The following is a 14,904-nucleotide window of genomic DNA, read 5'->3' on the forward strand; positions in this document are numbered from 1 at the left end:
TGCGACGTCTCACGCACCATGAACACGAAATCGGTCAGCGCCGGACTGTAGGCGGCGCCACCCGCGCACGGGCCGAGCATCACCGAGATCTGCGGGATCACCCCCGACGCCCTCGTGTTCCGCTGGAAGATACCGCCGTAACCGGCCAGCGCCGAGACACCCTCCTGGATCCGGGCACCCGCACCGTCGTTCAACGACACCAGCGGCGCACCCGCCGCGATCGCCATGTCCATGATCTTGTGGATCTTCGTCGCATGCGCCTCACCCAAAGCGCCGCCGAAGATCCGGAAATCATGCGCGTACACGAAGACCGTCCGGCCCTCGACCGTCCCCCACCCGGTGACCACACCATCGGTGTAGGGCTTCTTCGCCTCCAGACCGAAACCCGTCGCCCGGTGCCGGCGCAACTGCTCCACCTCACGGAACGAACCCTCGTCCACCAGCAACGCGATCCGCTCCCGGGCCGTCAGCTTGCCCTTCGCATGCTGCGCCTCGGTCGCCCTCTCACTCGGGCCCCGCAGCGCCTGCTCACGGATCTCGTGCAGCTCGGCCACCCGGCCCCGTGCGTCACTCGGCTCGCTGGTGGTCTCGTCCAAAACGGTCATGTATCGACCCTACGGATCGGACCGAGGAAACCCTGCCGTCGACTCCGTACAGTCTCGCGCCCGTTCTCCTGTCGCCCTTCGACAGAACCATTCCGCACAGAGCGCCAACCACCAGCTCAGGACCATTGTGCTTTGTGGGGGTCCGACAACCCTGTCGGTTGAGAGTCACCTCACAGCAGCCGTCGGCCGTGTGCGCTGCTCGGGTTAATCCGGTGGGCGGCACCAACCGTACCGGGCCGCCCACCGGACGGGTCAGCGCGCGCAGTGGAAGCGGGCGGCGCCCCAGTCGGCGTGATCGTTGCCGTTGCCGTCGCCGCCGTCACCGACGACCAGCTCCACATAGTCTGCGCCGGTGACGTCGGCGGTCAGCGACCAGGCCGGGGCGGCGGCCCCGAGGACCGGGGAGGCGGCCTTCTCCGCACCGTCCGCCAGGACGCTGAACCGCACACTGCCGCGCGAGGTCTGGGCGTCGTCGACTCCCACCTGTGCGGTGAAGGAGGCGCACTTCCCGCCCAGGTAGTAGCGGATCCTGGCCGGGGCGTGGCTGCCGAGGCCCTTCTCGTAGGTCACTCCCCCGATCCGCAGCGGGCCGCCGTCTCCGGTGCCGGTCTCCCCGTTGGACAGGTCACGCTCGACGGGTCCCCAGCCGTTCGTGGCGGACGTCCAGTCGAGGTCGCTCGCCCAGGCGTCGGCGGAGGGCGGCGGCGGAAGGGTGCGGACGGAGGTGACGGCGGTGAGCCCGCGCGCCGAGCCGGCCACGGTGTAGGCCGCCGTCGCTCCGATGCTGTGCGTCCGGTACTCGGCGTCGGCCGGAGGCGTCACCTGCCACGTCCCGGTGACCTTCGCGCCGGGCGCCACCGCCTCGAACGCCACGGGTCCCGCGGGCTCGGCGGTCCAGCCCTCGGGAAGCCGGAGAGCGAGCCGCACACCGTCGGCGGCGGACGCCTCGTCGTTGGTGAAGACGGCCTTGACCTCATTCTCGGCACCGGGTTCGAGGGTCTGTGCCGCTGTCACCGCGAGCGTGCCGCACGCGGTCCGCTCCGCCGCGGGGCCGAGGTCGGTCACGGTGAAGCCGTCCATGACGAAGTCGGCGCCGTCGGGTGCGTCCGCGCGCTTGCGCAGTCCGACCCAGGTGTCGCCGCAGCCCGCTGTCACGGTCTCGGAGAAGTGCCCGGTGGTCCGCTGCTGTCCGACCGGTGTGCGCCGGGTCTCCACCGAGCCGCCGCCGGCCCGGTCGTAGCCGGTCACCCACTCGTAGGCGCCTGCGTGGCCGGACTGGTAGTCGTACTCGACGCGGTAGCTGTGGCCGTCCTTCATCGGGACGGTCCACGGGGCGGTGCGGTACACGAGGCCGGTGTTCTCGTCGTGCGCCTTGAGGGACTCCTTGCCGCCGAGCACGTCGTCGATCAGCTTTCCGTTCCAGCCGGCCTGGGTGTACGGCGCGTGCAGCTGGCTCACATGGGTGCGGGGATCGGTCACGCCGCCCGCGTCCCCCTTCAGGAACGGCCCCCAGCCCTGGTCGACGGCCTCGAAGTCCTCGTAGACGAGCGCTCCCGGCTCGGTGGCCGGGGCGCCCGCGACGACTCGGACGTCGTCGATCCGCACCCGTGCGTCGCTGCCCGCCTCGGCGTCGATCCTCAGCGTGGCCGTTTCGCCCGTCGCCGTGAAGTTGACCTTGGCGCGCTGGAAGTTCGTGCTGTGCCAGTCGGAAGCGGCCACCTGGTTCCTCGCCGTGGAGCGTTCGACGCTCACCGACTCGCCGGCGACCGACAGCGTGGTGCGGCGGGACTCGCCGGGCTCCACCTCGATCCACGCGGACGCGCTGTACCGCTCGCCCGCCTCGAGACCCTTGATCCGCTGGGAGAGGGACACGGCGGCGGGCCCGTCGAGTGCGGCGCTGTTGCGGCCGTGGTCGTCGGTGTCGCGGACGGCGGTGCCCGAGGTGGTCCAGTCGTCGAGACCTGCGTCGTTGAAGCCGGGGTCGGCGACGGGGCCGCCCTCGCCCCAGCGGGCGTCACGCTGCTCGGGGGCGACCTGCGGGTACAGCACGTACGGCTGTCCGGCGGCCGCGTCGAGCGTGATCCTGCCGCCCTGCGGCTGTACGGTGCCGGTCTTCACCCGGCCGTTGTCCGTCAGCTTGTAGACCGTGTACGTGCCCTTGCCGTCCACCGCCCAACTGCTGGTGCCGCCGGTCTTGTTGTAGTGGTACAGCTTCTTGCCGCCGTCCCAGGGAAGCAGGTAGCGGTCGCCGTCGAGAACCTTGCGGTCACCGTCGTAGAAGGTGCGGCGGCCGTCCTCGACGGTGCCGCGGATGCCGCCGGTGAAGCGGATGTCGTCGCCGTTCCAGCGGGTGATCCGTTCGTGCTGGAGGTACTTGGCGGGCAGGTCGCGCTGCCAGACGTTGTCGTAGAAGGTGTTCCAGTCGGTTTCGCCCGTCCAGCCCTCGAAGTCCTCGAGGGCGGTCTGGCCGAGGACCGGGTGGTTGTTCCAGATGTCCTTCTCGCCGTTGCGGATGAACCGGATGATCTGCGAGTTGAGGCCCTTGTTGGTCTTCCCGCCGTAGTCGAGGTCGTTGGCCCAGTGCGACCAGAGGGAGGCCCGCTCGAACTTGTCGGCCCACTCGGTGCCGACGGTCCAGCCCTGGTCCTGAACGGCCTTGACGGTCCTGTCGGCGATCCAGCCGTGGGTGTAGTAGACGTCGATGTAGAGGAAGTCCAGGTTGGGGTGGGTCTCGTCGCGCAGCTGCTGGAAGCGGCGGGCGAGGTCGCCGCTGTTGATGTCGCGGCGCTGGTCGATGTAGTAGCTCTGGTTGAGCCAGTTCCAGCCCGGCTTCGTCCTGTCGACGAGCTCCTCGTCGAAGGCCTTCGCCTCGGGGTAGGACTCGGTGGCGTTGACGTGCACGCCGAAGCTCGCGCCCCACTTCTCGCCGGCCTCGAGCAGCTTGTTGAGGTCGGTGAGCCCGCCCGCGCGCTTGTTGTAGTTGCCGCCGTAATCCGGGTGGGCGGAGTCGTGGCCCTCCGAGCCGTAGCCCTTGAGGACGGCGAGCTGGCCGAGGCCGTCGGTCGCGAGCGAGATGCGCTTGACGTCGTCGAGGGTGCGCAGGAAGGGGTGGGTGGCCTGGCTCGCGAAGTTGAACGGGATGTGGGTGATGACCCGGTCCGGGGTGTCCTCGCTGCCGGGGGCGGTGACGCCGATCGTCCGGAAGGCGATCGCGCCGTCCTGCCAGTCGACGCGGCTGTCGCCGTTCGCGTCGGGCGTGACGACGACCTTCGCCCAGGGCAGGTCGCCGCCGCTCTCCGGCTGCGGCGCGCCGTCACCCCGGTAGGTCCACTGACCGGACCAGACGCCCACGCGCGTGGAGCCGTCGGCCTTCTTGCGGGCCTGGTGCCAGAGGCGCGCGTCGTCGCCTCCGGTGGGGCCGCTGGGTCTGTCGTAGGAGGAGTTGGACTCGACGGCGGCGGCGAGGGAGCCGGTGTTCACGATGGCGTAGGACGCGCCGACGGGGGACGCCTGCGCGGGAGTGGCGCCGGTGACGTCCGTGAACACGTCGGCGGTCCGCGTGGAGTCGGGGTCGAGCCGGGTGAACGCGGTGGCCGCGCCCGCTTCCGTACTGCCGACGGACACGAGGTCGTGACCGGGTATGTCGACGGTGCCGAGCCGGAACGACCCGGTGTCGCGCACCGCCGTGATCCTGAAGGTCACGGAGCGGCCGGAGACCGCCAGCACGGCGTCCATCTCGACGCCGGGCAGTTCGGGGAAGACGAGCGTGTAGTGCGCGGCGGACTCCTCCACACGGGGTGCGGAGGCGAGCCGGACCTTGTACGGCTTGCCGTTGAGGACCACGTCGGTGACCGGGGCCGTGCTGCCGAGCAGTGACGCGCCGGATGCACGGTCGGTGTACGACAGGACACGGGGGAAGTCGTCGGCGACGGCCACCGACAGCCGGCCGGAGCTGATGACGGGCCCGGCGCCGGAGGCGGACACGGCGCCGGGCCCGTCGGCCGGTGGGGCCGGATGCGCGGGCCCGGCCAGGGCGAAGACGGCACAGGAGGCGGCGGCCAGCGCGCAGGCCGCACGGAAGGTACGAGGCATGGGGACTGGGTAGCCCCCGGCTCTCGGGGGCGTCAACGAAGTCGGCGGCCGGGGCGCCCGGCAGTCCAACAACCGGCGCGCGTTAGTCCAAGTCGTGGTCGGCCGTGACGACTTGTGAAGACCCGACCACTCTGAGAGCGCTCTCAGTCACAACTCTTGACGTCGGCCGTACCCGGTGGCAAGAGTGGAACTCCCCCACGAATCCCCCCACAGCAGCAGGAGTTCATCCCGTGATATCCCGTCGCATGTTCCTCACCGGTGCCGCCGCGACCGCGACCGCGCTCACCCACCCCGCCTGGGGGAGCGCTCTCAGCCCCGGCGCCGGAGCCGCGCCCGTCACCTGCGAACTGGCCCTGGAGAACAAGTCACTGCCCGGCACGGTCAACGCCTATGTCACCGGCCACGAGGACGGCTCCGGCGACTGGGTGCTGCTGCGCGCCGACGGCAGCCTCCACAAGCCGGCCAACCCCTCGGCGCCCCAGACCCCGCTTCCGGTCGACTGCGCCATCCCGCTCAAGGGAGCGGGCGAGGGTCCGGTCGTCCTCACGCTGCCGCGGATGTTCGGCGCCCGCGTCTACTTCGTGCGCGACGACAAGCTGGACTTCTTCGTCAACCCCGGCCCCTCGCTGGTCGAGCCGGCCTTCGCCACCCCCGCCGACCCCAACTACGGCCGGACCTGGTCGTTCTGCGAGTTCACCTTCAACTCCCAGCAGCTGTACGCCAACATCAGCTACGTCGACCTGGTCACCGCGCTGCCCATCGGCCTGACCCTCACCGGCGACGCCACCCACGCGGTCGCCCCGCTCCCCGAGGGAGCGCTGGAGAAGATCGCGAACGACCTCGTCGCCCAGGCGGCGAAGGACGGACAGCCCTGGGACAAGCTGGTCATCCGCGGCGACGGCGGCAAGGTGCTGCGGGTGACCTCGCCGCAGACCGTCATGGCGCCCTACTTCGACCGCCCGGACGAGATGCCCTTCAGGGACGCCTTCGCCGGCTACATCGACCAGGTCTGGCAGAAGTACCGCTCCGAGGACCTGCGGGTGGACCTGCAGGGCGGCCGGGGCGTGCTCGCCGGACGGGTCAGCGGCGACGTGCTCACCTTCGCGGGCGGCCACACCTTCACCAAGCCGTCGTCGCGGGACGTCTTCACCTGCAACCACGGCCCGTTCGCCAACAACCCGGGCGACTCCGACGACAAGAAGGCGCTGCTGGCGCGGGTCTCGGCCGCGTTCAACCGTTCGACCCTGCTGACCCACCCCCACCAGCCGAACGGCGCGACGGCGGCCGACTACTACCGCGACCCGTCCACGAACCACTGGTCGCGTGTCGTCCACGCCAACTCCCCCATCGGGTATGCCTTCCCGTACGACGACGTCCGCCCCGACGGGCAGCCGGACGTCTCCGGCGCGGCGCACGACGGGAATCCGAGGCGCTTCACGGTGAGCGTCGGGTCCTGATCGTACGTATTCCGATCATGCGTGCGGGCGTCCGGTCCGGGGGGCCGGACGCCCGCATGCCTTTCCCCGGGGCGGCTCGGGTCAGCAGCCGCCGCAGTTGCAGTAGGTCACGTCCCAGCGGGTTCCCTCGTCGGCGTAGATGTTTCCGGAGCCCGAACCCTTCTACTGGTGACCGTTGCGGACCGTACTTCCGGTGGGACGGCTGCGCAGGTGGAGCAGGGAGATCGCGCCCGAGTTCTACGCGCGTCCGCCAGACGGCGTCGCCAATTTCCCGTCTCTGCTTCCAGAAGTAGTTGAAACTTTAAGAGAATGCCCCTACAGTCGATGTCGTTGAAGCTTAAACAACAGCGCGAGGGGGCAACCCCGCGCCCCGTCCCCAAGGAGCAGTCATGGGCCTCTTCAACCGCAGGAACGACACCGCCGCCACCGCCACCGCCGTCGCCACCGTGGACCCCGCCCTCGCGGCGCTGACCGGCGAGTACACGATCGACCCGGCGCACAGCAGCATCGGATTCACCGTGCGGCACGCCATGGTCACCAACGTGCGCGGCAGCTTCGGCGAGCACGAGGGCACGCTCCAGCTCGACGGCAGCGACCCGTCCCGCTCCAGCGCCTCCATCGCCGTCGACATCGCGTCCGTCGACACGGGTATCGCGGACCGCGACGGCCACCTGCGCAGCGGTGACTTCTTCGACGTGGAGAACTTCCCCAAGATGACGTTCCGCTCGACCTCCGCCGAGCAGCTCGGCGGCGACAAGTACCGGATCACCGGCGACCTGACGATCAAGGACGTCACCCGTCCGCTCGCGATCGACCTCGAGTTCCAGGGCTCGGCCACCGACGTCTACGGCAACGAGCGCGTCGGTTTCGAGGGCGGCACCGAGATCCTCCGCTCCGACTGGGGCCTGACCTGGAACGCGGCACTGGAGGCCGGTGGCGTGATGGTCAGCGACAAGGTCAAGCTGACCTTCGACATCTCCGCGATCAAGGCCGCCGCCCGGGCCGCCTGACCGCACCACGCACACCGACCGCTTCGCCGACCGCACCCAGGGCGGCCGACGCGGACCGTGCACGCACCGCCGCGGCGGGGCCGGGACTCCCGGCCCCGCCGGCTGCGTCCGGTCAGAGGCCGCCGCTGTAGAGCAGACGGTTGGGCGACCCGGGACTGATGCCGGCCACCACGTCCTTGGTCGACTCCGCGACGAGCCAGTCGGCCACCTCCTCGGCCTGTGCCGTGGGGTGCTTCGACTTGTACAGCGCCGCGACGCCCGCGACGTGCGGCGATGCCATCGAGGTGCCGTTCAGGGAGACGCTTCCGCCATCGAGCCTGGCCGAGACGATCGCGGCCCCGGGGGCGTAGAGCGACAGACAGGCGCCGAAGTTGGAGAAGTCCGTCTCCTGGTCGGAGGAGTTGACCGCCCCCACGGCGAGTACGCCCTCCGCCGACGCCGGCGAGACGTTGCAGGCGTTCTGTGCCTCGTTGCCGGCCGCGACGACCGGCAGGACACCGCTGGCGGCGAGGGCGTCGGCCGCGTTGTTCACGGCCGTGGACTTGTTCCCGCCGAGGGACGCGTTGAGCACGGCCGGCTGCTTGGCGTTCGCCGCCACCCAGTCCATGCCGGCGATCACCCCTGACAGGGTGCCGCCCCCCTCGCAGTCCAGTACGCGCACGCTCACCAGCGACGCCTTGCGCGCCACACCGTACGTTCTGCCTCCGACGGTGCCCGCGACGTGCGTGCCGTGTCCCTGGCAGTCCTGGCCTCGGCGACCGTCGCCGACGGCGTCGTAGCCGAAGGTGGCCCGCCCGCCGAACTCGCTGTGCGCGTAGTCGATGCCGGTGTCGAGGATGTACGCGTTGACGCCCTGGCCGCTGCCGGCCGCGGTGAAGCCGTCGTCGAGCGGCAGTTTCCGCTGGTCGATCCGGTCGAGGCCCCAGGACGCCGCCGGGGCCAGGGACGAGGCGGTCCCGGTGCTCGCCTTGACCGTGGCGTCCTCCTCCACGGCGAGGACACCGGGCATCAGCCGGACCTGCTTCAGCTGGTCGGCGGTGAGGTCTGCGGCGAACCCGCGGAGCGCGGAGGTGTAGGTGAAGAGCGCCTTTACGCCCGCCTCGCCCGTCATCGCGGCGGAGTCCGCGGTCTGCGCGAGGGTGACGATGTAGCGTCCGGGGACGGCGTTCGCCGCCCGGTGCAGTGGAGCCAACTCGGGGGCGGGGGCGGCGGACCGGGCGGTCTGGGACAACGGTCCGGCCGTCGCCAGCAGGGTCGTGACGGCCACGGCGGCAAAGGCTTTGAGCCTGGTTCGTTTGCGCATGCCCACGAGACAAGCACGCTGCGTTACGATTTCCTACTGTCGGTAGCGGTTACGAATCGCGCCCCCACTGTTGCCGTAAAGCGGGCCCGCGCGGTCCGGCCGATCGTGGAACAACCGAGGGAACCGGTCCGCCGTGGGCGCCCTTCAGAAGCCGCCGCCGCCGTCGAACCCGCCACCCCCGCCGAAGTCACCGCCGCCGAAGCCGCCTCCGCCGCCCCAGTCGCCGCCTCCTCCGCCGAAGTCGGACGAGTCGAAGTCGCCGCCGGAGAAGTCGCCGCCGCCGTATTCGTCGCCGCCGAACTCACCCGCTCCGTAGTCGGCCGCGTACGCGGGGGTGGCCAGCATGTGGCCGAGCATGGTGCCCATCAGCAGGCCGGGAAGGATGCCGCCGCCGAAGTAACCACCCGCCCAGGGACCGTACGCCGGCCCGGCCTCCCAGTAGGGGCGGCGGCCGTACCCGGTGTCGACGGTGCGTGCCATCGGGTCCAGGCCGTCCTCGACACGGGCCGCGTCCGCGGCGCACACGGGGACGTCTCGGGCCGCGCCGCCCGACGGAGCCCACGAGATGTCCTTCACCGAGAGGCCGTGGCGCGGATCGAAGAAGCAGGGCGCGCGGCGCTGTGGCACGGGCCGCCCCTCACGGCGGGCGGCGAGCAGAGCGAGCGAGAACCGGCCGTCGTCCAGCGCTTCCGTGACCCCGCGGACATCGCCCGGGTGCCGCGCGGCGCCCATACGGGACTTGGCGGTGTCGTACGAGTCGAGGGCGCGCTCGTAGTCGGCGCGCATCGTGTCGTCCGCGCCCTTCTCCGAGGGGTGGAAGTCCAGCCGGTCGAGCTCCTCGCCGAAGGCGGTGATGTCCTCGTCGACGACGACACGGAGCCGCTCGAGGGCCGCCCGCTCCTCCTCCGCCTTCCGGCGGCGCTTGTTGCGGACGATCGCGTAGGCACCGGCACCGCCGGCGGCCACGACCGCGCCGAGGACGATCAGGGAGCCCGCCCCGGTGTCTCCCCCACCGTCGGGGCCGGAGTCCCAGGAGGCCGGCGCGCCACCCCTGACCTGGGGCAGCGCCTGGTCGACGAACGAGTCGAGCTGGACCGCGGCGTCCTCAGGTCCGGGGCCCTTCACCGCGCCGGTCAGATTGTCGACGGCCCGTCCGGACATGACGGCCGCGTCGGCCCCGGCGTCGAAGCCGTCGCCCAGCCTGACGGCGTAGAGGCCGGTGATGCCGGTCTCCGTGCGCAGGTCACGCAGCAGGTCGCCGGGCGGGAACTCCGCGGTGGCGGGAAGCACCGCCACGAACACGGGTTTGTCGGCGTCCTCGATCCGGTTCGCCAGCGAGTCGGCCTCGGACTGCGACACCTGACCGGACATGGCCGGATGGACGTACACCGGGCCCTGTCTCAGGGCGGCGGCGGCGTCTGAGAGCCCCGATGCCCGGGGTGCCGCACCGGAGGCCGGTGCCAGGATCAGGAGCAGCAACAGGGTCAGCCCCGCGAGGGCCGACACCAACGTGAACGGCCGTGTCCTCATACCACGACGCTACTCCAATCGGTTCGAGCACGACATGTCCGGCGGACGTATCCGGCGGACGTGTCCGGCGGACGTGTCCGGCGGACGTGTCCGGCGGACGAGGGGAGACACGGCTCGGCGGCAGCATCCGCCCTGCCGGATGCTGCCGCCGAGGTGGGCCGGTCAGCCGGCCCGGTACGCGGCGGTCAGCTTGCCGACCGCGGCCGCCGGATCGCCGGTGAGCAGCAGATGGTCCGCATCGGCGAACGGCTTCGCCGATGCCTCCGTGATGTCCGAGCCGATCTTCTGCTGGACGATCAGACGAGCCTTGCCCACCAGTTCGCGTGCCTCGGACGAGCTGCCGCGACCGGTGGCCCGGAGGACCCTGGCGGCGATCTCGATGGCCTTGAGGGTGAGTTCACCGCCGCCGGGGGTCCGCTGCAGCGTGGTCAGGCCCCAGCCGTAGGGGAACTGCGGGTCGTACGCCGTGTCGCCGACGTTGATCGGCAGCTGCGCCTCGGACTTCGGCCAGGTGACCGGGAGCTGTCCGGTGAAGGGGCGCTTGCCGTAGAGCACGTCCGCGACGCCGTCGCCCTCCGTGCCGGGCAGCCAGGACGCGACGAGCGCGTCGATCCCGGCGAGTCTGTCGCCGATGAGCTGCGGGCGGCCGGAGACGACCAGGACCGCGCACTTCATCGCGGAGCACACCTTGTCGACGGCGGCCTTGTCAGCGGCCGTCAGCTCCAGGTCGTTGCCGTTGCCGACATCGCCGAAGCCTTCGGCGTAAGGAGTCTCGCCGACGACGACCACACCGACGTCATAGCCCTCGGTGGCCGCGGAGGCGTCCTTCGAGTAGTCGATCACGGCGTCGGGGGCGGCCTTCCTCATGCCCTCGAGGATCGTGGTGCCGGGGGTGATCGCGCCGGAGGAGCCCTGCCAGCTGATGGTCCAGCCACCGGCCTGGTTGCCGAGGTCGTCGGCGTTGGACCCTGCCACGTACACGTTCTGCGACTTCTTCAACGGCAGCACGGCGCCGTCGTTCTTGAGCAGCACCTGGGACTTGGCGACCGCCTCACGGGCCACCGCGCGGTGCTCGGCGGAGCCGACCTCGTCGAGGTGGGTCGTGTCGGCGTACGGCTGCTCGAAGAGGCCCAGCCGGAACTTCTGGGTCAGGATGCGGGACACCGCGTCGTCGATCCGCTCCTCGCTGATCCGCCCGGCGTCCACCTCGTCCTTCAGGGTCCTGATGAACTCCTGGTAGTCGGTCGGCACCATGATCATGTCGAGTCCGGCGTTGACCGAGGTGCGGACGTCGCTCGGGTAGTCGCCGGGGATCTGGTCGATGGCCTGCCAGTCGCTGATGACGAAGCCGTCGAAGCCCATGCGGTCCTTGAGTACCCCGTTGATCATCTCGGCGTTGGCGTGCATCTTCACCGGGCCGGCGTCGTCACCGATGATGTCCAGCGAGGAGTACGAGGGCATGACGGTGCCCGTGCCGCGCTTGACTGCCTCCGCGAACGGCGCGAGGTGCACCGCCTCCAGCTCCTCACGGGTGACCCTCGTGACGCCTTGGTCGATCGTGTACGAACCGGTCCTCGACGATCCGAACTCGGTGCCGCCGTCGCCGACGAAGTGCTTGGCGCTGGTGAGCACCTTGTCGTTGCGGTCCAGGTCCTTGCCGTTGCGGGCGCCCTGCATGCCCTGGATCACCGTCTCCATGGCGGTGACCAGCGCCGGGTCCTCACCGAACGCCTCGTACGAGCGACCCCAGCGCTCGTCGCGGGTCACGCACAGACAGGGCGCGAAGTCCCACGGGATGCCGGTGGCGCGCACCTCCTCGGCGGTGACCGCGCCGGTCCGCTCGGCGACCTTCGGGTCGCGTCCGGCGCCGATGCCGATGTTGTGCGGCATGATCGTCGAGCCGATGACGTTGTTGTGCCCGTGGACGGCGTCGACACCGTAGATCAGCGGGATCTGGAACCGGGTGGCCTGGGCCCGCAGTTGGTACGCGTCGACCATCTTCGCCCATGCCTCTGGCGCGTTCGGTGTCGGAACCGAACCACCGCCGGAGAGCAACGAGCCGAGGTCGTAGGAGGCGATGTCACCCTGCGACTTGAGGGCGTTGCGCTCTGCCTGGGTCATCTGGCCGGCCTTCTCCGCCAGGGACATGCGGGACAGCAGGTCGGCGACGCGCTTTTTCACCGGCAGCCGGGGGTTCTGGTACGGCAGGCCGTGGGCGTTCACGACGACCTGCGGCGTCTCGGCGGGGGCCTTGGCCCCGCTGACCGCCAGGGTGAGCGGCACGGTCTCCGCGGACTCCGCCGTCCCGTCCTTCTTCGTGGCGACGGGGACCGTGCGGGAGGTCCCGGACGCGGTGCCCGCCGGGAACGTGACGGACCCGGTGACCGGCTCGTAGTCCTTGCCGGACTCGGCGCTGCCGCCGTCGGTCGTGTACTCGACGGTGACCGGCTCGTCGGTCGGGACGGATCCGGTCGTGGCGACGGAGACCTTCACGTGGGCGGTGCCGCCCTCGTCGACCGGGTAGACGGCGGCGTCGGTCAGGACCTTGGCCTTGAGGGCCGGGTCGGCCTTGCCGTACAGCTCCATGCCGTCGACGGCGAACGTGCCGGGGGCGCCGGTCGGCAGGGTCAGCGCCCAGCCCCACATCTCGTTGAGGCCGAGGACCTGGTCGATGCCGCCGACGGGCTGGTAGTCGGCACGGTAATGGAAGTCGGCGAACGGGATCTCGACGAGGTGCCAGCCCTCCCAGTCGTCGGTGAACGACATCGTCCACAGCTCCGACGCCTCGCCGTTCGCGCCGCCGTCCTTGATCTCGAAGTTGATGCGCTTGCCCGAACCGGGCGGCAGGGGCGCGGTGTTCTGGCCGTACCACCAGAAGCGGATGCCCTTGGAGGCGGTCCAGTCGTGCGCGGGCCGGTCGAAGGCGAAATCGTGGCTGATGCCGCCCCAGCCGCTGATGTCGTAGGAGCCTTCGAGGACCTTGCCGCCCTCGGGCGCGTCGGCGCGTTCCTCGATCCGCAGCGTGGGCTGGTCGTCGGCGTCGCTGCCCCAGGTGAAGATGCCCTCCGCGGGCGGGTTGGCGAAGGGGACCTCCCCTTCGAACCGGTCGACGGGCACGGGCGTCGGCTCGTCGGCGGCGGACGCGCTGCCGGGCAGCGCACCGGCGAGCAGCGATCCGATCACGGCGGTGGCGGCGGCCAGTGCGGTGCCGGCCCGGCGGCGCCCGGGTCGTGGTCTTGGCCGAGGGGGTCTGGGCATGTGCGGCTCCTTCGGTGCGGGGCGGCCCTGGCGGGCCGGTGACGGTGTGGGGCGGCCCTGACGGGCTGGTCTGGCACGGTCTTGACGGGGGCCGGATGGCGCGGGACGGGCGGTGGTGCGGGACGGGACAGGCCGGGTGGTGCGGGACGGCCCTGACGGGCCGGTGACGGTCTGGCACGGCCCTTGACGGGCCGGGTGGCCGGGGCCGCCGCGGGCGGGGGGCCTGCGGCCGGTGGTACGGACGACAGGTGGTGCGGGACAGGCCAGGTGGTGCAGGGCGGCCGGTGGTACGGACGACAGGTGGTGCGGGACGAGCTGCAGTGCAGGTCAGGCCGGGTGGAGCGGGACGGGGCGGATGGCCGGGGCCGCCGCGGGCGGGGGGCCTGCGGCCGGTGGTGCGGGACAGGGCAGGTGGTGCGCGGCAGGCCGGTGGTGCAGGGCCGCCGCGGGCGAGGGCCTGTGGCAGGTGGTCGCGACGGACGGGCAGGGGTGGGGCGGGTGCCTGCCGTCGTCCCGTGCCCCGGGTCGGGTACGGGGCGGGCAGGCCCCGTTCGGTGGCCGGGGCGGCCGAGCCCTCCGGCAGGGTCCGGGCGGAGCGGCGGGCGGTCAGCCGTCGGGCGCGGAGGCTCGGACGACGAGTTCCGTGGGCAGCACGACCAGAGCGTCACCGATCGGCTCGCCCGCCAGTCGGGCGAGCAGCAGTCGCGCCGCGGTCTCCCCCATCTCCCGCATCGGCTGGCGCACCGTGGACAGCGGGGGCTCCGTGTGGCGGGCCATGGGGATGTCGTCGAAGCCGACGACGGCGATGTCGGCCGGGACGCTGCGGCCCGCGTCCCGCAGAGCGCGCAGCACGCCCGCCGCGATGAGGTCGTTGTGCGCGAAGACGGAGTCGAAGGATCTGCCCTCCGCGAGTGCCTGCTCCACGGCGCGCCGACCCGACTCCTCTGTGAACTCGCCCGTGATGACGAGATCCGTGGGGAGGACACCGACGAATCCCTCCGTCCGCTCGCGTACGCAGCCGAAGGCGGCGGGCCCCGTGGCGACGAGGGGGCGGCGGCGGCCGCCCGCGAGCAGGTGCCGGGCCGCCGACGCCCCGCCCGCCCGGTTGGTCGTGGCGACCGACGGGAATTCGGGGTGGTGGCCACGGTCGTCGATGAGGACGACCGGCAGACCGCGGCGGTGCATGGCGGTGATGGTGTCGAGGGTGTTCTCCGGTTCGATGACCAGGAGCCCGTCGAACGCACGGGCGGAGACCTGGCTGATGAAGTGGTCGACGGACTCGGCTCCCCGGTTGCAGGTGAACAGCAGCAGGCCGTACCCGGCGGCCTCCACCGTGTCCACCACGCCCTGCAGCACCTCGCCCATCCAGGGCCAGGTGAGCGGCGGGGTCAGCATGGCGACCGTACGGCTGGTGCCGCGGGCCAGGCCGACCGCGCCGGAGCTGGGTACGTAGCCGAGCGAATCGATCACTTCACGAACACGGGCGGCGGTGCCCGCGTCGACGTCGGCCTTGGTGTTGAGCACCCGGGAGACGGTGGTCTTGCTGACACCCGCCTCACGTGCGACGTCGGCGATGGTGACACGCATCGAGGGCCTCCGCGTCGATGTCTGGTACCGGTACCGGAACCGCTGCCGGAACCGGTTCCGGC

Annotated in this window: 8 protein-coding genes; 2 read left to right on the plus strand and 6 right to left on the minus strand. The window is 71.3% G+C overall.

The genetic code is table 11. The features are described from left to right. Both ACFYV1_RS30450 and ACFYV1_RS30455 read right to left on the minus strand, forming a co-directional pair. On the minus strand, positions 1-605 hold a 605-nt coding region (locus ACFYV1_RS30450), incomplete at its 3' end, for a carboxyl transferase domain-containing protein (RefSeq protein WP_389398839.1). Positions 606-857: 252 nt separating this feature from the next. After that, a complete protein-coding gene (locus ACFYV1_RS30455) occupies positions 858-4,697 on the minus strand; it encodes an endo-alpha-N-acetylgalactosaminidase family protein (RefSeq protein ID WP_389398840.1) in 3,840 nt (1,279 codons plus the stop codon). Positions 4,698-4,942: 245 nt separating this feature from the next. Here ACFYV1_RS30455 and ACFYV1_RS30460 point away from each other — a divergent pair, with 245 nt between their 5' ends. Beyond that, a complete protein-coding gene (locus ACFYV1_RS30460) occupies positions 4,943-6,154 on the plus strand; it encodes a glycoside hydrolase family 64 protein (protein WP_389398981.1) in 1,212 nt (403 codons plus the stop codon). Positions 6,155-6,543: 389 nt separating this feature from the next. Further along, on the plus strand, positions 6,544-7,164 hold the full coding sequence (locus ACFYV1_RS30465) for a YceI family protein (protein WP_389398841.1): 621 nt from the start codon (positions 6,544-6,546) through the stop codon (positions 7,162-7,164). 112 nt (positions 7,165-7,276) lie between these two features. Here the strand turns inward: ACFYV1_RS30465 and ACFYV1_RS30470 are convergent, their stop codons facing one another. The 4 genes from ACFYV1_RS30470 to ACFYV1_RS30485 form a co-directional block, all read right to left on the minus strand. Then, complete coding sequence (locus ACFYV1_RS30470; RefSeq protein WP_389398842.1) at positions 7,277-8,467, minus strand: S8 family peptidase; 1,191 nt, start codon at positions 8,465-8,467, stop codon at positions 7,277-7,279. A gap of 144 nt (positions 8,468-8,611) precedes the next feature. After that, entirely contained in the window at positions 8,612-9,997 is a 1,386-nt protein-coding gene (locus ACFYV1_RS30475) for a hypothetical protein (RefSeq protein WP_389398843.1), read from the minus strand. A 162-nt stretch (positions 9,998-10,159) separates the two neighbouring features. After that, positions 10,160-13,255 (minus strand): glycoside hydrolase family 3 N-terminal domain-containing protein, encoded by a 3,096-nt coding sequence (locus ACFYV1_RS30480; protein WP_389398844.1) that lies wholly within the window; start codon positions 13,253-13,255, stop codon positions 10,160-10,162. A 606-nt stretch (positions 13,256-13,861) separates the two neighbouring features. Then, on the minus strand, positions 13,862-14,842 hold the full coding sequence (locus ACFYV1_RS30485; RefSeq protein ID WP_389398845.1) for a LacI family DNA-binding transcriptional regulator: 981 nt from the start codon (positions 14,840-14,842) through the stop codon (positions 13,862-13,864). Between the last annotated feature and the right edge of the window lie 62 nt (positions 14,843-14,904).

It is taken from the genome of Streptomyces sp. NPDC003023 (assembly GCF_042888225.1).
Taxonomy (GTDB): domain Bacteria; phylum Actinomycetota; class Actinomycetes; order Streptomycetales; family Streptomycetaceae; genus Streptomyces.